The 17,473-nt window shown below is 65.3% G+C and carries 15 protein-coding genes; 6 read left to right on the plus strand and 9 right to left on the minus strand.

The genetic code is table 11. The features are described 5' to 3' along the window. Positions 1–272: 272 nt before the first annotated feature. The 3 genes from ACVIGB_RS21560 to ACVIGB_RS21570 all read right to left on the minus strand — a co-directional run bounded on the left by ACVIGB_RS21560 (position 273) and on the right by ACVIGB_RS21570 (position 5,477). A complete protein-coding gene (locus ACVIGB_RS21560; RefSeq protein ID WP_456721126.1) occupies positions 273–1,160 on the minus strand; it encodes a 4-(cytidine 5'-diphospho)-2-C-methyl-D-erythritol kinase in 888 nt (295 codons plus the stop codon). A gap of 316 nt (positions 1,161–1,476) precedes the next feature. Next, the gene (locus tag ACVIGB_RS21565; RefSeq protein ID WP_456721125.1) at positions 1,477–3,264 is read right to left on the minus strand and encodes a tetratricopeptide repeat protein; all 1,788 of its coding nucleotides are present in this window, start codon (positions 3,262–3,264) and stop codon (positions 1,477–1,479) included. A gap of 554 nt (positions 3,265–3,818) precedes the next feature. Further along, positions 3,819–5,477: an electron transfer flavoprotein-ubiquinone oxidoreductase gene (locus tag ACVIGB_RS21570; protein WP_092124577.1), complete on the minus strand. Its 1,659-nt coding sequence runs from the start codon at positions 5,475–5,477 to the stop codon at positions 3,819–3,821. A 192-nt stretch (positions 5,478–5,669) separates the two neighbouring features. On the opposite strand from ACVIGB_RS21570, the gene ACVIGB_RS21575 reads away from it, so the two are divergent. Next, complete coding sequence (locus tag ACVIGB_RS21575; protein ID WP_092126889.1) at positions 5,670–6,482, plus strand: uracil-DNA glycosylase; 813 nt, start codon at positions 5,670–5,672, stop codon at positions 6,480–6,482. A gap of 94 nt (positions 6,483–6,576) precedes the next feature. Here the strand turns inward: ACVIGB_RS21575 and ACVIGB_RS21580 are convergent, their stop codons facing one another. The 4 genes from ACVIGB_RS21580 to ACVIGB_RS21595 all read right to left on the minus strand — a co-directional run bounded on the left by ACVIGB_RS21580 (position 6,577) and on the right by ACVIGB_RS21595 (position 10,967). Further along, the gene (locus tag ACVIGB_RS21580) at positions 6,577–8,082 is read right to left on the minus strand and encodes a glycosyltransferase family 39 protein (RefSeq protein ID WP_456721124.1); all 1,506 of its coding nucleotides are present in this window, start codon (positions 8,080–8,082) and stop codon (positions 6,577–6,579) included. A gap of 255 nt (positions 8,083–8,337) precedes the next feature. Beyond that, positions 8,338–9,114 (minus strand): ribonuclease HII, encoded by a 777-nt coding sequence (locus ACVIGB_RS21585; RefSeq protein ID WP_456749208.1) that lies wholly within the window; start codon positions 9,112–9,114, stop codon positions 8,338–8,340. Between the two features lie 78 nt (positions 9,115–9,192). Then, the gene (locus ACVIGB_RS21590; protein WP_456721123.1) at positions 9,193–9,639 is read right to left on the minus strand and encodes a VOC family protein; all 447 of its coding nucleotides are present in this window, start codon (positions 9,637–9,639) and stop codon (positions 9,193–9,195) included. Between the two features lie 161 nt (positions 9,640–9,800). Beyond that, positions 9,801–10,967, minus strand: coding sequence for a PA0069 family radical SAM protein (locus ACVIGB_RS21595; protein WP_456721122.1), 1,167 nt, complete (start codon positions 10,965–10,967; stop codon positions 9,801–9,803). 164 nt (positions 10,968–11,131) lie between these two features. Here ACVIGB_RS21595 and ACVIGB_RS21600 point away from each other — a divergent pair, with 164 nt between their 5' ends. Together ACVIGB_RS21600 and ACVIGB_RS21605 are read left to right on the plus strand one after the other, a co-directional pair. Next, entirely contained in the window at positions 11,132–11,701 is a 570-nt protein-coding gene (locus ACVIGB_RS21600) for a glycosyltransferase family protein (protein WP_092124572.1), read from the plus strand. Positions 11,702–11,794: 93 nt separating this feature from the next. After that, complete coding sequence (locus ACVIGB_RS21605) at positions 11,795–12,736, plus strand: bifunctional helix-turn-helix transcriptional regulator/GNAT family N-acetyltransferase (protein WP_456721121.1); 942 nt, start codon at positions 11,795–11,797, stop codon at positions 12,734–12,736. A 127-nt stretch (positions 12,737–12,863) separates the two neighbouring features. Here the strand turns inward: ACVIGB_RS21605 and moaB are convergent, their stop codons facing one another. Both moaB and ypfJ read right to left on the minus strand, forming a co-directional pair. Then, complete coding sequence (gene moaB, locus ACVIGB_RS21610) at positions 12,864–13,427, minus strand: molybdenum cofactor biosynthesis protein B (protein ID WP_456721120.1); 564 nt, start codon at positions 13,425–13,427, stop codon at positions 12,864–12,866. Between the two features lie 123 nt (positions 13,428–13,550). Beyond that, positions 13,551–14,486 (minus strand): KPN_02809 family neutral zinc metallopeptidase, encoded by a 936-nt coding sequence (gene ypfJ, locus ACVIGB_RS21615; RefSeq protein WP_092124570.1) that lies wholly within the window; start codon positions 14,484–14,486, stop codon positions 13,551–13,553. A gap of 381 nt (positions 14,487–14,867) precedes the next feature. On the opposite strand from ypfJ, the gene ACVIGB_RS21620 reads away from it, so the two are divergent. The 3 genes from ACVIGB_RS21620 to ACVIGB_RS21630 all read left to right on the plus strand — a co-directional run bounded on the left by ACVIGB_RS21620 (position 14,868) and on the right by ACVIGB_RS21630 (position 17,411). After that, on the plus strand, positions 14,868–16,001 hold the full coding sequence (locus ACVIGB_RS21620; RefSeq protein WP_092124569.1) for a site-specific DNA-methyltransferase: 1,134 nt from the start codon (positions 14,868–14,870) through the stop codon (positions 15,999–16,001). 253 nt (positions 16,002–16,254) lie between these two features. Next, positions 16,255–16,581 (plus strand): hypothetical protein, encoded by a 327-nt coding sequence (locus tag ACVIGB_RS21625; protein WP_456721119.1) that lies wholly within the window; start codon positions 16,255–16,257, stop codon positions 16,579–16,581. A 143-nt stretch (positions 16,582–16,724) separates the two neighbouring features. Then, complete coding sequence (locus ACVIGB_RS21630; protein WP_456721118.1) at positions 16,725–17,411, plus strand: glutathione S-transferase family protein; 687 nt, start codon at positions 16,725–16,727, stop codon at positions 17,409–17,411. Positions 17,412–17,473 lie beyond the last annotated feature (62 nt).

Here is a 17,473-nt window from a genome sequence, read left to right on the forward strand (position 1 = left end):
TCGGGTGAGACGCATGTATTGAACATCCGAGTTGGGTCAGGCGTCAAGCTAAATTCTGAAAATCGGAACAAATTAGTGAGCGCTGACGGCGCGCAGCTCCGTAGCATGGGTAGAGCGCAGCGAAACCCATCATTGGCGCCACGGGCATAAGGCGATGGGTTTCGCTTCGCTCATCCTACAATCTGCGTTACCCGTCGGGGCCGTTTGTCGCACCCCCGTGCGTCATTCCCCGGTGCGCAATTGCGCACCGGGGAATGACGACGGAGAGAAATTCAGCTCAGCGCGCCCGCATGCACCCACCAGCCGGGGTGCGCGGCGCGGAGCTTTTCGCCGGCGGCCTGGGCGTCGGTGTCGGTTCCGAACAAGGCAAAGCAGGTCGCGCCGGAGCCCGACATGCGCACCAGGCGAGCGCCCCTGGTCTCACGCAGCGCGGACAAGACGTCGCTGATGACCGGCTCGATGCGCACGGCAGGGGCTTCGAGATCGTTGGTGCCGCGCGAAAGCGCCGCGATCCAGTCGTCGACCACGCGGCCGGCGTCCGGCCAGGACGGCCCCTGCATCACGACATCGGTGGCGCCGATCAAAAGCTCGCCATGACGCAGGCCGAGCGCATTGAAGACATCCCTGGTCGCAACCGGCACGCGCGGATTGACCAGCACGCAGGGCAGTGTCGGCAGGTCGAGCGGCAGCAGGCCCTCGCCGACGCCCGTCATGTCGCAGGCGCGCGAGGCGACGCACACCGGCACGTCGGCGCCGGTCTGCAGCGCGACCTCCATGATCCTGCTGTCGTCGAGCGAGAGCTCGTTGAGCCGCGCCAAAAGCCGTAGCGCGGCCGCGGCATCCGCCGAGCCGCCGCCGATGCCGGCCGCAACGGGCAGCACCTTCTCCAGCGTGAAGTGGCCGACCTCGAGGTCCGCGACGCGCTCGCCGAGCAGCCGCGCGGCCTTGAGCACCAGATTGTCCGAGGTATCGCCGCAGGCATCGGCCAGCGGCCCCAGCATCGACAGCGACAGCTCGGGCCCCGGCTCGAGCGTGAGACGATCGGCGCAATCGGCAAACGCGACGACGCTCTCCAGGTCGTGAAACCCATCGACGCGCCGCCCGACAACCCTCAGCGTCAGGTTGACCTTGGCACGCCCTTCTTCAATCAGCGCCGGCACGGCGATAAACCCCTAAAAACAAACATTGTGCTGCGATTAGCGTAAATCGCCTCACGATCCTATCCCTTTGTTTGCACGGAAATTCCGCCTCCGCTCGTCATGCCCGGGCTTGACCCGGGCATCGACGTTTCTTGCTCCGTCATTCCGGGGCGATGCGCAGCGTCGAACCCGGAATCTCGAGCTTCCCCGGTGCGCAATTGCGCACCTGAGGTTCGCCCTTCGGGCGCCCCGGAACGACGGAGGATAGACGCAAATGCCCGGGACGAGGCCCGGGCATCACGGTATTTTCCGGAGAATGCAGTGCGTGGACGGCCGATCAACCGCCCTTGCCGTCGTCGTCCTTCTTCTTGTCGGCGGAGGCGGCGTTCGAGGTGTCGTCCGGCAGGCCGTTGTCGATCTTGGCCTGGATCTTCGGCAGCTCTTCCGGTTCGGGCTTGAGGTCGCGCGCATGCGCCCACTGGAACTTGGCTTCCAGCGTGCGGCCGACGCGCCAGTAGGCGTCGCCGAGATGGTCGTTGATGGTCGGATCTTCCGGCTTCAGATCGATCGCGCGCTCGAGGTTCTTCACCGCCTCGTCGTAATTGCCGATCCGGTAATAGGCCCAGCCGAGGGAATCGACGATGTAGCCGTCGTCAGGACGCTGATCGACGGCACGCTTGATCATCTTCATACCTTCGTCGAGGTTGATGCCCTGGTCGATCCAGGAATAGCCGAGATAGTTCAGCACATGCGGCTGCTCGGGCTGCAGCTCGAGCGCCTTGCGCATGTCGGCCTCGGCCTTGTTCCACTGCTTGGAGCGCTCCTCGCAGATGCCGCGGTAGTAATAGGTGACCCAGGCGTTCTTGTCGCCGCCGGCGGCCGGCAGCGCGTCGATCGCCTGCGAATAGGTGGTGGCGCAGTCGGCGAACTTCTTGCGGCCGCGCTCGATGTTGCCGAGCGCCAGGATCGCCTCGATGTCCTTCGGCTGATCCGTGGTGACTTCCTTGAGGATCTTGATCGCCTCGTCGCTGCGGTCGGCGGCGTCGAGATTGGTCGCGAGCTGGATCTGCGCGTTGCGCTTCAGCGGCGAGGACGCCGGCATCCGCTCATAGACCTTGATCGCCATCTGCGGCTTCTTCACCGATTCATAGAGATCGGCGAGCGACAGCAGCGCCAGCGGATGGTTCGGCTGCAGATAGAGCGCAAGCTGCAGATAGACCAGCGCGAGGTCCTCGCCGCCGCGGCGGGTCAGCGTCGCACCGATGCCGTACAGCGCCTCGGCGGCGCCGGCCTGCGGGGAATCGATCAGCGGCGGCAGCTTCTTGCCGGCCTTGGTTTCCTTGATGCCCTCCAGCACCAGCGGATGACGCGGCAGCTTCTTGTCGAACGCCTCGTACATCGCGGTCGCGGCGGCGGCATCCTTGTTGCGCGAGGTCCAGCGCGCATATTCATCGACCGTGCGCAGCATCGAATCGTCGAGCTTGTAGACCTTCTCGAAGCGGGCGCCGGCATCCTTCTCCTTGCCGGACAGCTCGTAGATCATGCCGGCGTGCAGATCCTTGAAGATCGGATACCATTCGGGGCCGGTCAGCTTGTCGATCGAGGCCACTGCGCCCTTGCTGTCGCCGGCGCCATAGGCCGCCCAGGCCGACAGCAGCGTGGCCACCAGATCGGTGATCGGGCCGCGGACCGACTGGCTGATGTTGGACTGCGCGGCGGCGTATTTCTTCAGCTTGAGGTCGCGCACGCCGACGACGAGGCGGGCGACGCGATTGGCCTTGTCCTGGGTCAGGATGCGGTCGGCGAGCTTCACCGCCTCCTCGATGTCGCCATCGGCGAGCGAGGAGATGAAGGCGCGGTCGAGCAGCTCGGAATTCTTCGGATCGGTGCGCAGCGCCGAGCGGTAGAACGCCGCAGCCGAGGCCGCATCGCGCTCGACACTGGCGTGGCGGGCGGCCAGATAGCTGCCGGCGGTGGTCAGCGACTTCAGGTCGGTCTTGCTCGGGAATTGCGCGGCATTGTCGGTCGGATGGTCGGGCGTCTGCGCCGCAAGCTGCGCAGGCACGGCAAGCGCCGCGGCAGCAAGAACGGCAATCGTCAGGCGGTTGAAACGGGTGGACAGCATCACGTTCGCCTTGCTCCAGGGGTTTAAGGCCACGAAGGATTTACGGCCAAGATCTTCGCGACAAGGTCTTGCGATCAGTCTCAAAATGCGAACCCAAGCGGCGGCATCACGGCGAGCGACAATGCCGCTTTTGGCGTTTATCCGCAAGGATCGCCCAAAGGTAACCCATGCCGAATCAATTGGCAGATTAGGCCGTTAGGCCGCCGATCCAGCCAGCCCCACCGCAAGACCCTCCCACTATGGCGGTATCGTGACCGGCCCCGGCATATTCGCGTGCGGAAGCAAAAAGCGCCTCGGGGGCTCGCCACGCGGCCAGTTCCACCTCTCCCCTTGTGGGAGAGGTCGGAATTCAAGCGGAAGCTTGAATTCCGGGTGAGGGGTTCAGGTCTATCCGTCGGTCGAAGTCCCGCGATGGACCGGTACCCCTCACCCGGATTGCATCTGTCGATGCAATCCGGCCTCTCCCACAAGGGGAGAGGCAAAGCGCAGGTTGCGGCGCAGACGCAATCTACCTCACGCAAATGTGGTCGGCCGCGTCAGCCTCGCCCTTGGCCTCACATCGCCTCGTAGTTCGGACCGCCGCCGCCCTCCGGAGGAACCCAGGTGATGTTGCCGTTGGGATCCTTCACGTCGCAGGTTTTGCAGTGGACGCAGTTCTGGGCGTTGATCTGGAAGCGCGGACCTGCCGATTCCTCGACCCACTCATAGACACCGGCCGGGCAATAGCGGTTGGAGGGACCGGCGAACACGTCATGCTCCGACGTCTTCTGCAGGTTCATGTCGGCGACCTTGAGATGGACCGGCTGGTCCTCCTCATGGTTGGTGTTGGACAGGAACACCGACGACAGCTTGTCGAAGGAGATCTTGCCGTCCGGTTTCGGATAGGCGATCGGCTGGTGCTGCTTCGACGGATCGAGCGTCTTGCGGTCGGGCTTGGCGTGCGACTGGGTGCCGAACAGCGAGAAACCGAGCGTGTTGCACCACATGTCGAAGCCGGAGAGCGCCATTCCGAGCAGGTTGCCGAACTTCGACAGCAACGGCTTGGCATTACGGACCTTGAACAGGTCCTTGCCGATCGCGGACGAGCGCCAGGCATTCTCGTACTCGACGAGCTCGTCATTGGCGCGTCCGGCGCCGAGCGCGGCCGCGACGTGCTCGGCGGCGAGCATGCCGGAGCCCATCGCATTGTGGACGCCCTTGATGCGCGGGACGTTGACGAAGCCGGCTGCGCAGCCGATCAGCGCGCCGCCCGGGAAGGAGAGCCGCGGCACCGACTGGTAGCCGCCCTCGGTGATGGCGCGCGCACCATAGGCAAGCCGCTTGCCGCCCTCGAACAGCTCGCGGATATCGGGATGCGTCTTCATCCGCTGGAATTCGTCGAACGGCGACAGATACGGGTCGTTGTAGTTCAGATGCACGACGAAGCCGACCGCGACGCGGTTGTCGTCGTAATGATAGAGGAACGAGCCGCCGCCGGTCTTGTCGTTCAGCGGCCATCCCAGCGTATGCTGAACCCGTCCCTTGCGGTGCTTGGCCGGATCGATCTGCCAGACCTCCTTCAGCCCGATGCCGAATTTCGGCGGCTCGGAGTTGGCGTCGAGCTTGAACTTCGCGATCAGCTGCTTGGACAGCGAACCGCGCGCGCCTTCGGCGAACAACGTGTACTTGCCGAGCAGCTCCATGCCGCGGGTGTAGGAATCCTTGTGGCTGCCGTCCTTGGCGATGCCCATGTCGCCGGTCGCGATGCCGCGCACCGCGCCCTTGTCGTCATAGAGCACCTCAGTGGCGGCAAAGCCCGGATAGATCTCGACGCCGAGCGCTTCCGCCTTCGGCGCCAGCCAGCGGCAGACATTGCCGAGCGAGCCGATATAGTTGTGATGATTGTGCATCAACGGCGGCATGATGAAGTTCGGAATGCGGAACCAGCCTTGCGACGTCGTCCAGTAGAAGCGGTCTTCCTTGACCTGGGTCTTCAACGGACAGTCGGCGTCCTCGCGCCAGTCCGGGATCAGTTTGTCGAGCGACACCGGATCGATCACCGCACCCGACAGGATGTGCGCGCCGACCTCGGAGCCCTTCTCCACCACGACGATCGAGAGCTCGGGATTGAGCTGCTTCAGCCGGATCGCGGCCGACAGGCCCGACGGGCCGGCGCCGACGATGACGACATCGAATTCCATAGACTCGCGCGGGGGAAGGTCTTCAGCACTCATGATCTTGATCTCAGCCCATTGAGAACGCTTCTAAGCTTTTCAAAAGTCGTTGTTTCCGATTTTTGGCGGAAGGACAACCATGGAATTGCGCTTCCATGGCTTTGCACGGCCCGGATACCGCAGAGAATAATCTTTTCCGAAATCGAGCCTCCACTTTTCTCCTCCATGCTCTAGATTGCAGCCATCATGGCCCTGACGCCCGAGCCCACCCCTACACTGCAGCAATTGCTGGCCTTTTACCTCGAGGCCGGGGTCGATTGCGCGCTTGGCGACGAGCCGATCAACCGGCTGGAAGAGCCCGAGCCAGTTCCCGCCCCCGCCGCGCCGCGTCCATCGGTTGCACTCAATCCGCTTCGGCCACCGCCGATGCCCGCCGTTCCGCGCAGCGAAATCAGCATCGCGCCGGACGCCGCAATCGCCTCCGCGCGCGAGGCCGCACGCACCGCGCCGACGCTTGAAGCCTTGCGTACGCTGATGGAGACATTCGACGGCTGCGCGCTGAAGCACACCGCGACCCGGCTGGTGTTTGCCGATGGCAATCCACAGGCGCGCGTGATGTTCGTCGGCGAGGCGCCGGGCCGCGACGAGGACATCGAGGGGCTGCCGTTCGTCGGCCGTTCCGGCAAGCTGCTCGACCGCATGATCGCGGCAATCGGGCTCGACCGCAGCAAAGCCTATATCGCCAACGTCATTCCGTGGCGGCCGCCGGGCAACCGCACGCCGACGCCGCAGGAGACGCAGGTGTGCCTGCCCTTCATCCAGCGCCATATCGAATTGGTGAATCCCGACGTGCTGGTGACGCTCGGCAATCCCTCGACGCAGGCGCTGCTCGGCACGCGCGAGGGCATCATGCGCACGCGCGGCAAATGGATCGACTACGACACCGGCACGCGCACGATCCGCGCCGTCGCCACCTTCCATCCGGCCTATCTGTTGCGCTCGCCGTCCTACAAGCGATTGTCGTGGCAGGATCTGCGCGCGATCGCGAAGGTGCTTGCTTCGTAGGATGGGTAGAGCGCAGCGAAACCCATCATTAGCGCAGCGAGCATCAATCGATGGGTTTCGCTTCGCTCCACCCATCCTACAGATCTACTGATCCCTACCCCTTCGGCCGCACGATCGCCCAGCCGATCCGCAGCACCGGCTGCCGGCCGTTGACCAGCCGATCGAATGAGCGCGGCACTTCCGGCACCAGGCCGGGGAAGCGTTGCGCGAGTTCGGGCGGCGGCGTGCCGGCGGTGTCCTGCGCGCGCCAGACCACGACGCCGCCGGTCTCGTTGAACTTTGCGACCGACAGCCACGGCGTCCGTTGCGGCGCGGCGTCGAGCAAAAGATGCGGACGGCGCCCGTTCAACGCAACCAGGCTGGCGAGCTCTGGGTCGCCGGCGACCGCGCGCAGGCGCTGGTTGGTGCGGCGTTCATAGCTGTCGTCGAAGAAACGTCCCATCGCGGCTGCCGGCAGCGAGGTTGGCACCTCGGTGGTGCTGGTCCAGGGCAGGAACAGCGCCGCCGCCACTGCGACCGCGGCGGGCGCAGCGACAGCGAAGGCCCACACCGAGCGCAACAGCCGCTGCCGCCTGAGATGGATCAGATCGCCGATCGCGACGACGACCGCGAGGCCCGACATCAGGAGCGCCACGCCGGCGCCGCCGAAGGCGCGATCCAGATCGAACAGCCCGGAGACGAAGCTGCTCACGATCGCCGGCGCGAACGCGAAGAAATAAACGAAGTGCTGCGCCAGCGGACTGACCGGCGGACGGTAGATGATCGGGGCATCCTCACGGTCGCGGGCGAACCAGCGCGAATTGAGGATCGCCAGCAGCACGATCGCACCCGTCGCCACGATCAGCCCGCCGAGCACGACACCCCAGCGCAGCGCGCGCGCCTTGAGATCGGCAGCCGCGGGCAATGCCGGCAGCGCCAGCGCGTCGGCGCGGACCAGCCAGATCAGATAGGGCAGCGCCAGCACGATGATGACCAGCAGCGCATAGAGCGGATCGACCGCGCGCAGCGTGCGGCGCCCGCGCTCGGTTGCAAGCGCAAAGCCGACCACGAGCAGGATCATGCCGAGCGCCGCCGGCGTCGTCAGCAGCAAGAGGCCGCAATCGATCGACCAGGCGAACCAGGCGGCGCGCCGATCCTGCCCGATCAATTGCCAGGAATGCAGCAGCAGGAGCGCCCACAGCGGACGCGCCAGGATCAGCGGCCCGAACTCGACGCTTGGCGAGGAAAACACCACGACCGTCATCGACAGCAGCACCGCCAGCCCGCCCTGCGGGCCGCCGACGATGGCGCGCGCCAATTGGTAGAAGGCGATGAAGGTGGCGATCTCGCAGACCTGCGCCAGCAGATAGACGCCGAATACGTGATTGCCGGCGGCACGGAACGCGATGTCCGCGAGCCAGAACGCCAGCGGCGGCCCCATGTCGGTGCCGACCTGATACTCGCGGCCGAAGGCGAGGACGGTGGCGAGATTGCCGGGCGGGCTGCCGTAGAAGATCAGCGGCAGCAACAGCCAGATCGCGGCCTGCACCAGCACGACGACCCACACCACGAGGCGCGGCCGGGCGCGGATCAGTTCGACAACCAGGGAGGTAAACCGCATGAAACGCCTGAAATGCCCCAGCCACCCGCACGGAGCGGCGCCATCTGATCCCGAGGGTTTTGATAAACGGCGGCGGCGGTGGAGGCAACGGTGTCGCGCCAGACTGCACGGTAAAGTCAGTCTCAGCTGTCATCACCCGCGAAAGCGGGTGATCCAGTACGCCGCGGCGGCTGGGCTTGAGCACGACTGTCTCTGGAATACTGGATCGCCCGGTCGAGCCGGGCGATGACAGCTTGGGTGGGTTGACGGTGCGCGCTATGCCGCCGCGGATGCTGCGGCTTCGCTTTCGGCGTCCGCCGTGAACAGATCGGGCTCGGCCGCGACCGGGAAATGCTTCAGCCGCGCGGCGACGACCGGCGCGAAGAAGCTGCGGTGATGGGTGCTGGGGCCGAGCCGATCCAGCGCCTCGAGGTGCTCGGGGACGCCATAGCCCTTGTGTTGCTCGAAACCGTAGCCGGGGCAATCCAGCGCCAGCGCGCACATCAGGCGGTCGCGCGTCACCTTGGCAATGATCGAGGCCGCAGCGATCGAGGCCACGATGCCGTCGCCGCCGATCACGGCGTCGCAGTCACAGGGTGTGGCGAGCTTGTCGCGGCCATCGACGAAGACGTGTTTCGGCATTTCCGGCAGCGCATGGACGGCGCGCGCCAGCGCCCACAGCGAGGCCCGCAGGATGTTGTCGCGGTCGATTCGCGCCGGCGAGGCCACCGCGACCGAGAACGCTGCGGTGGCGCAGATTTCCTCGAACAGTTCCTCGCGGCGCTCGGCGGTCAGCCGCTTGGAATCGTCGAGCCCCTTGGGAACGCGAGCAGGATCCAGTACCACGGCGGCGGCGACCACCGGACCAGCCAACGGGCCGCGTCCGGCCTCGTCGCAGCCGGCGACCGGCCAGATGCCGCGCTTGATCAGTGCGCGCTCGCGCCGGAAGCTCGGCCGCGTCACGGCGACGACGCGCTTGTCCGGCCTGGCTGATTTGGCCGGCGCCTTTTTCGACGTGGCTTTTGACGCGTTTTTGGAGTTATCCCGAATCATGCGGGGATGGTGATCAAGCCGGCTCCTCGGCGCAACCGGGAACCCGACGCCCTTCCCCGTTATTCAATTCAGCTCGCTCTAATCCGGGATGGACACCCGCCCGCTGTCGAGAACCTCGAAGCCCGGCGCGCGCACCACTTCCCAGGCGTGGCCGTCGGGATCGCCGAAATAGCCGCAATAGCCGCCATAGCTGGTCGGTTGCGCGGGCTTGAGCAGTTTGGCGCCTTTCGACAGCGCAAATGCCATCACACGATCGACCTCGGCATCGTCGTTGCAGTTCCAAGCAATCGCAACGCCGCGGAATGCGGCGGGGCGCGGCTGATCGGGCAACCCGGCGTCGTCGGCGAGCAGATGCCACGGGAACAGCCCGAGCACGGAGCCGCCGGTCTCGAAGAAGGCAACCTCCTCGCCGGTCGCGCGCATCTTTCTGGTGAAGCCGAGCGATTCGTAAAAGGCGATGCTGGCGCGCATGTCGCTGACGCCGAGCGTGAGGACGGTAAAGCGGGCGGTCGGGGCGTTACTCATTGTTGCACTCACTGTTTTGACTTCTTCTTCGTAGCCCGGATGGAGCGAAGCGTAATCCGGGAAAGTTTTGGCCGCGATGCAAGGCCCCGGATTTCGCGGAGCCTGTCATCGGGCGCGCGTTCGCGCGACCCGTTGGCTGCATCCGGGCTACGGGCCTCCAACTAGAACAAACTGAGCTGCTGCCCGCTGCGCTTCGGCTTGGCGAAGTGATCGGTGGTCAGCTTGGTGCGCCGCTTGTTGAGGCCGAGCTTTTCGCAGGCGATCTCGAAACGGCGGCCGATCATCCAGGCCATCGGGCCGGTGCCCTTCATCCTTGTACCCCATTGCGAGTCGTAATCGCGGCCGCCGCGCATGTCGCGGATCAGCGTGAAGACATGCCGATAGCGGTCGGGATAGTTCGCCATCAGCCATTCGCGGAACAGATCGCGCACCTCGAGCGGCAGCCGCAGCAGTACATAGCTCGCCTCCCTCGCGCCGGCATGCACGGCGGCATCGAGGATGCGCTCGATCTCGGAATCGTTCAGCGCCGGGATCACCGGCGCGACCATCACCGTGGTCGGGATGCCGGCATCCGCGAGCCGCTTAATCGCCTCGAGCCGCTTCGACGGGGTCGAGGCACGCGGTTCCATGGTGCGGGCGAGCTTCGGGTCGAGCGTCGTCACCGAGAGTGCGACCTTGGCGAGATTGCGCTTGGCCATCCGCGCCAGGATGTCGATGTCGCGGGTCACCAGCGCCGACTTGGTGACGATGCCGACCGGGTGACCGGCGCGCTCCAGCACCTCGAGAATACCGCGCATGATCTTCCGTTCGCGCTCGATCGGCTGATACGGATCGGTGTTGGTGCCGATCGCGATCATCCGCGCCTCGTAGTCGGGCGCCGCCAGCTCCTTTTCCAGCAGCGCGGGCGCATCCGGCTTGGCGAACAGCTTCGATTCGAAGTCGAGCCCCGGCGACAGACCGAGATAGGCGTGGGTCGGCCGCGCGAAGCAATAGACGCAACCATGCTCGCAGCCGCGATAAGGATTGATCGAGCGGTCGAAACCGATATCGGGCGAGTCGTTGCGGGTGATCACCTTGCGCGAGGTGTCGAGCGCCACGCTGGTCGAAAACGGCGGCAGGTCGTCGAGGCTCTGCCAGCCGTCGTCGAAGGCTGTCCGCGCCTCGGCCTCGTAGCGGCCGCTGGCGTTGGACTGCGCGCCGCGGCCGCGCCGCCGCTCGCGCTCGATCGCGACCGCAAGCTCGGGAAAAGGGGTGGGTGCACCCGCCGGGTTATCGGAGGGCGCCGTTACCGGCGGGTGCTTGAGGGCATGAGAGGATGCTCGGCTCATGCTTTGAAGCTAGCACAACCCGAGAACAAATCAAGAACACGAACCGAGAAAATCCACAAAGTGATGGCGTAAAAATCCGCAGGCGAACAGGCTGCTTTGAATATGACAAGGTGATAACACGGCCGGAGTTTCTCCACCGTTTGAGCCACCGAAGCCTCAAAATCATGCTGAGCGTGATCATCCCCACCGACGGAGTCGAGCGCACCGCGGTCGCAACGCTGGCCGCGCTGGTGCCGGGCGCGGCCGCCGGCGTCATCCGCGAGGTGCTGCTGGTCGACCGCACCAACAGCGATGTGATGGAGCGCGTTGCCGACATCGCCGGCTGTCACTTCCTGCGTTTCGAGGGCACCCGCGCCGCGGCGCTCGCCGCAGGCGCCCGGCAGGCGCGGTCGTCCTGGCTGATGTTCCTGCATCCCGGCGCGGTGCTCGATGCCGGCTGGATCGAGGAGACCACCCAGTTCATCCAGATGGTGGCGGCGAGCGGCAAGGACCGCGCCGGCATCTTCCGCTACGCCCGCGCGCCCTATACCGACCCCGGCCTGCGCGACGGCCTCAAATTCGTCGCGCGAATGATCGCCGGGCCCTCGGCCGAACAGGGCCTCCTGATCGCACGCGAGCATTACGAGCGGATCGGCGGCTACCGGCCCGACGCCCGCCGCTCCGAGGCGCGGCTGCTGCGCCGGCTCGGCCGCTCCTCACGCACCATGCTGCGCAGCCGGATCATGGTGGCGTAAGGCATATTCAAGCGAAGCAGGCACCGGTTCGCGCGAAGCAAACGCGCCAGAAAGCGCTTGCGGATTATTTGATTCCGTCAAATAATATGTTTGATGAAATCAAACTCCCATGACACCGCCCTCGAGAGCCAGATCGCCGCGGTCCGCGGCTTCAGCCGGTTCTATACCCGCAAGCTCGGCATCATCGAGCCGAAGCTGTTGCACTCCCCGTTCACGCTGCAGGAAGCACGCATCATCTACGAGCTCGCGCATCGCACGGATTGCACCGCGACGGACCTGGTGCGCGATCTCGACCTCGATGCCGGCTTCGTCAGCCGGACGCTACAGGCACTGCAGCGCCGCCAGATCGTGACCCGCAAGCCGTCAAAGGCCGACAAGCGCGTCAACGAGGTGGCCCTCACCGCCAAGGGCCGCGCTGCTGCCGCCGACCTCGACAGCCGCTCGCGCAGCGAGGTCGGCGCGCTGCTGAAGCAGATGGACGGCGACCGCCGCGCCGCCGTCGTGCGCGCGATGGGCACGATCGAGCAGTCGCTGGAGCCTGCGGCCAAGAAGCCCGCCGGCTTCCTGCTGCGCAGCCATCGCGTCGGCGACATGGGCTGGGTGATCTCGCAACAGGGGCGCGTCTACGCGGAGGAGTATGGCTGGGACATCAGCTACGAGGCACTGGTAGCCGAGATCTGCGCGCAGTTTCTGCGATCGTTCGATCCGGCCTGCGAGCATTGCTGGATCGCGGAGGTCGACGGCGAGCCGGTCGGCTCGGTCTTCCTGGTCAACGGCGGCGACGGAATCGCCAAGCTGCGGCTGCTCGCGGTGGAGGAGAAGGCCCGGGGGCTCGGCGTCGGCCGCGCCCTGGTCGAGCAATGCATCCGCTCCGCACGCGAGATGGGCTACAGGAAGATGACGCTGTGGACCCAGAGCATTTTGGTCGCCGCGCGCGGCATCTATGCGCGCGCCGGATTTCAGCGGGTCAAGGAAGAGAAGCACCACAGTTTTGGCGTCGATCTGGTCGGGGAGACCTGGGAGCTGGAGCTTTAGGCGTCACCCCCTCACCGTCATTCCGGGGCATCGCGCAGCGATGAGCCCGGAATCCATTGGGCCACATGACCTGCGGCCCAATGGATTCCGGGTTCGCGCTTCGCGCACCCCGGAATGACGGTTATGGCTACGCGCTCGCGCCTTTCGCCTTCGGGCGGCGCAAATGTTCATCAAGCCGCGGCATGATCTCGACGAAATTGCAGGGCCGGGTACGGTAGTCGAGCTGCGCGGCCAGAATGCCGTCCCAGCCGTCGCGGCAGGCGCCGGGCGAACCGGGCAGGCAGAAGATGAAGGTCGCGCCCGCAACACCGGCGGTGGCGCGGCTCTGGATCGTCGATGCCCCGATCTTGGTATGGCTCAGCATGTGGAAGGCGATCGAAAAGCCGTCCATCCGCTTCTCGAACAGCGGCTCGACCGCCTCCGGCGTCACGTCGCGGCCGGTAAAGCCGGTGCCGCCGGTGGTGATGACGGCATCGACGCCCGGGTCTGTGATCCAGCGCCGGATCACCGCGCGGATCGCCTCGACATCGTCGGTGACGATCTCGCGCGCCGCGAGCTTGTGGCCGGCCGCGGTGAGACGGTCGGCCAGCGTGTTGCCCGACTTGTCATCCGCCAGCGTGCGGGTGTCGGAAATCGTCAGCACCGCGATGTTGAGCGGGATGAATGATTTGGATTCGTCGATCGAGGACATGATTTGCATCTTCTCGTCATGCCCGGGCTCGTCCCGGGCATCCACGTCTTTGCAGTCTATCAAAGATAAAGACGTGGATGGCCGGGACAAGCCCGGCCATGACGCTCAAATGCTTCCGATCCTTTAACCACCACCGAACGTGTTGCAGGCCTGCACGGTGCCCTGCTGGTAGCCGGTCATGAACCATTGCTTGCGCTGCGCGGCGGAGCCGTGGGTAAAGGAATCAGGCACCACCCTGCCCGTCGCCTGCCGTTGCAGCGTGTCGTCGCCGATCGCATTCGCCGTGGTCAGCGCGGCGTCGATGTCGCCGGCCTCGAGGAAGCCCGGCCGCTTCTTCTCCTCGCGGTTGACCCAGACGCCGGAGAGGCAATCGGCCTGCAACTCGACCTTGACCTGCAACGCGTTGGCCTCGGCCTTGCTGCCGGCCTGCTGCTGCAACCGGTTCACGCGCGGGATGATGCCAAGCAGGTTCTGGATATGATGGCCGGCCTCATGCGCGATGATATAGGCCGCGGTGAATTTGCAGGCGTTGCCCGAGCAGCCGCGGAAGCGCGTCTCGACCTCGCGGAAGAAGCCGGTGTCGAGGAAGATGGTCTTGTCCGGCGGGCAGTAGAACGGCCCCATCGCCGACTGCGCCATGCCGCAGCGGCCGCCATTGGTGGCGTTGCGGAACAGCACGATCTTCGGACCGGTGTAGGTCTGGCCCGAGGCCTGGAAGATCTCGCTCCAGCGATCGTCGATCTCGCCGAGGATGCCGGCGATCATGCTGCCCATCTCGTCGGTCGGCGCGCCGCGCTTGGCCTGCCCGCCCGACGACTGCCGGTCGGTCTGATAGCTCGGCGCCTGGCCACCGCCGGTGAGAATCTCGGCGCCGCCGATCAGGATGCGCGGATCGATGCCGAAGGCATAGCCGAGCAGGCCGAGCACGATGACCGTGCCGATACCGAGCCCGCCACCGCCGCCCATCGGAATCCCGAAGCCGCCACCACCACCGCCGCCTCCGCTGTCGTCGCGACGGTCTTCGACATCGTCGCTGCGGCGGAAATCATCATAGCGCATGGCGGTTTCCCTTCATTCCAGCCGGCGCCCCAATGCGGGACACACCAACCTAAAATTTCCATTCTGTTAATCAATATCCTGCCCGGCAAAAATTGCCTAGTCCGCAGACGCGCATCCTTTGCAGTGCGAACCGCTGCGAGCAGCGGCCAATTTACCGGCCGAATCGTGCCGGTTTGATGATCCGCAAAATTTTTCGCCGAACGCGCTGATGTTGCAGCACAACGCAAACGACACTGCGCCATGTCGCGCAAAAGATGCTGCAATCTTTTGCATGAACATTTCCAATTAAGTCGATTTTTACTTTGCCGGGTCAATGTGACGCCAGTCGGTTGTTTAGTCCCGCGTCGCCGACAGCGTCGCCTGAGTCAGAGTTCTTGAGTCATGGTAGTGTCGCGTCGCGGGGCGTCTGCAAGGGCGCCCCGCACTAAATTTGAGAGTGCCCCGTCGAGCCACATCGTCATTGGCGATTGCGTGGCCGAGTTGTCGAAGCTTCAGGCCGGCTCGGTCGACCTGGTCTTCGCGGATCCTCCCTACAATCTGCAGCTCAAGGGCGATCTCAAGCGCCCCGACGAATCGCATGTCGATGCCGTCAACGACGACTGGGACAAGTTCTCGTCGTTCGCTGCCTATGACGATTTCACCCGCGCCTGGCTGCTCGCCTGCCGCCGCGTGATGAAGCCGTCGGCAACGCTGTGGGTGATCGGCTCCTATCACAATATCTTCCGCGTCGGCGCGATCATGCAGGACCTCGGCTTCTGGCTCCTGAACGACATCGTGTGGCGCAAGTCCAATCCGATGCCGAATTTCCGCGGCCGGCGCTTCACCAACGCGCACGAGACCATGATCTGGGCCGCGCGCGACGAGAAGGCCAAGGGCTACACCTTCAATTACGAAGCGCTGAAGGCGTCCAATGAGGACGTGCAGGCGCGCTCCGACTGGCTGATCCCGCTGTGCACCGGCGAGGAACGCCTCAAGGGCGACGACGGCAAGAAGGTCCATCCGACGCAGAAGCCCGAGCAGCTGCTCGCCCGCGTGCTGCTGTCGTCGTCGAAGCCCGGCGATCTCGTGATTGATCCGTTCAACGGCACCGGAACGACAGGCGCGGTCGCCAAAAGGCTCGGCCGCAACTATATCGGCTTCGAGCGCGACCGGACCTATGCCGCCGCCGCCGAAGCGCGCATCGCCGCGATCGAGCCGCTGCCGGCCGAGACCTTGGCCCCGTTCATGACCGCACGCGAGGCGCCGCGGGTGGCATTCTCCGAACTGATCGAGCGCGGCATGATCGTCCCCGGCGCGAAGCTGGTCGATGCCAAGAAGCGCCATGGCGCACTGGTGCGCGCCGACGGCGCCATCATGCTCGGCGACAAGGTCGGCTCGATCCACCGCATCGGCGCGGTCGCGCAGGGCTCCGGCGCCTGCAACGGCTGGACCTTCTGGCACGTCGAGACCAAGACCGGCCTGCGGCTGATCGACGAGCTGCGCGCCGAGATCCGTTCCGAGATGGCGGTGGTCTGAGCGCCGCCGCAATTCCAGTCATCTACTCTCGTCATTCCCCGATGCGCAATTGCGCATCTGAGGGCTCGCGAAGCGAGAGCCCGGAATCCATCGAGCCGCTGAGCAAGTGGCGCAATGGATTCCGGGCTCGCCGCTCCGCGGCGCCCCGGAATGACGAGGTCGATGACGCCGTCTTGAACGCCGGCCGCCTTGTTGCGCCGCGATGACGGGACTACATTCGGCTCCGTCACTTGCCGTTTCGATTGGTCGCCCGATGCGAAGACAATCCGAGACCTTGCTGCTGGTGCCGCTGTTGCCGGTCTTCCTGCTCGGCATGTTTCCGATGCTGCTGATCGGCCTGCTCGGATTCTTCGGCCTGATCATTTTCGGCATCCTGCTGGTTTGCGTCGGCCTGACGCTCGCCCTCGAGGCGCATGGCGAGTTCAATGAAGAGATCATCGTGCACGGCTATGCCCGCGGCTCCGAGCGCGCGACGCAGCTGTCCCACCTGCATGCCGCGACCCGCTCCGCCGCCGTGCTGGACGTCGCGGGAATTGCGCTGATCGTCGCGGGTATCCTGGGCTTCTTCTGGGGCAGCTGACCAGCGCGCCACGCGACCCTGATTCACAAACTCGTCGCTTGCGCATTGCAGCGAATTTTGCGCATGAGGGGCCAAGCGGCCGTCCCCCCCCCCCCCCGCCGCGTCCCGATCTCGCCGGTCACAAGAACCAAGGGAGTCCCTTCATGATCAAATTCTATTTCAACGGTGCGCCGAACCCGAACAAGGTTGCCCTGTTCCTGGAAGAATCCGGCCTGCCGTTCGAGGCGATCCCGGTCGACACCCGCAAGGGCGAGCAGTTCGCGCCGGAATTCCTCAAGGTCAATCCGAACGGCAAGGTGCCGGCGATCGACGATGACGGGGTGCTGGTGTTCGACTCCAACGCCATCCTGCTCTACCTCGCCGAGGAGAACGGCAAGTTCCTGCCCGCCAACACGCCGGCCAACCGCGCCGCGACGCTGTCCTGGCTGATGTTCATCGCGACCGGGCTCGGCCCGTATTCCGGCCAGGCGGTGCATTTCAAGCATTTCGCGCCGAAGGACCTCGACTACGCCAACAACCGCTACCAGTACGAGGCGCATCGCCACTACAAGATCCTCGACGATCACCTGGCGAAATCACGCTACATGGTCGGCGACAGCTACACGATCGTCGACATGGCGTTCTGGGGCTGGGCGCGGATGGCGCCGTTCATCCTCGGCGAGGAAGGCTACGCCAAATATCCGAACGTGAAGCGGCTGGTCGACGAGATCTCGGCGCGGCCGGCGGCGGCGCGCGCGATCGCGCTGAAGGACAAGCACACCTTCAAGGCGGAGATGGACGACGCGGCCCGCGACATCATGTTCGGCCACCTCAAGTCCAAGGTGGCGTAAGCACTGCGCAGGGTGGGCAAGGACGCATGGCGCCCTGCCCACCCTGCATGCGGCGATCCTTT

It is taken from the genome of Bradyrhizobium sp. USDA 4341, assembly GCF_054063755.1.

Excerpts from the sequence above, each read along its gene's own strand:
- ACVIGB_RS21620 (WP_092124569.1), top strand. The coding sequence starts at position 14,868 with ATGGTAGTGTCGCGTCGCGGGGCGTCTGCAAGGGCGCCCCGCACTAAA.
- moaB (WP_456721120.1), bottom strand. The coding sequence starts at position 13,427 with ATGTCCTCGATCGACGAATCCAAATCATTCATCCCGCTCAACATCGCG.
- ypfJ (WP_092124570.1), bottom strand. The coding sequence starts at position 14,486 with ATGCGCTATGATGATTTCCGCCGCAGCGACGATGTCGAAGACCGTCGC.
- ACVIGB_RS21605 (WP_456721121.1), top strand. The coding sequence starts at position 11,795 with ATGAAATCAAACTCCCATGACACCGCCCTCGAGAGCCAGATCGCCGCG.
- ACVIGB_RS21625 (WP_456721119.1), top strand. The coding sequence starts at position 16,255 with ATGCGAAGACAATCCGAGACCTTGCTGCTGGTGCCGCTGTTGCCGGTC.
- ACVIGB_RS21595 (WP_456721122.1), bottom strand. The coding sequence starts at position 10,967 with ATGAGCCGAGCATCCTCTCATGCCCTCAAGCACCCGCCGGTAACGGCG.
- ACVIGB_RS21630 (WP_456721118.1), top strand. The coding sequence starts at position 16,725 with ATGATCAAATTCTATTTCAACGGTGCGCCGAACCCGAACAAGGTTGCC.
- ACVIGB_RS21565 (WP_456721125.1), bottom strand. The coding sequence starts at position 3,264 with ATGCTGTCCACCCGTTTCAACCGCCTGACGATTGCCGTTCTTGCTGCC.
- ACVIGB_RS21570 (WP_092124577.1), bottom strand. The coding sequence starts at position 5,477 with ATGAGTGCTGAAGACCTTCCCCCGCGCGAGTCTATGGAATTCGATGTC.
- ACVIGB_RS21580 (WP_456721124.1), bottom strand. The coding sequence starts at position 8,082 with ATGCGGTTTACCTCCCTGGTTGTCGAACTGATCCGCGCCCGGCCGCGC.
- ACVIGB_RS21585 (WP_456749208.1), bottom strand. The coding sequence starts at position 9,114 with ATGATTCGGGATAACTCCAAAAACGCGTCAAAAGCCACGTCGAAAAAG.
- ACVIGB_RS21590 (WP_456721123.1), bottom strand. The coding sequence starts at position 9,639 with ATGAGTAACGCCCCGACCGCCCGCTTTACCGTCCTCACGCTCGGCGTC.
- ACVIGB_RS21600 (WP_092124572.1), top strand. The coding sequence starts at position 11,132 with ATGCTGAGCGTGATCATCCCCACCGACGGAGTCGAGCGCACCGCGGTC.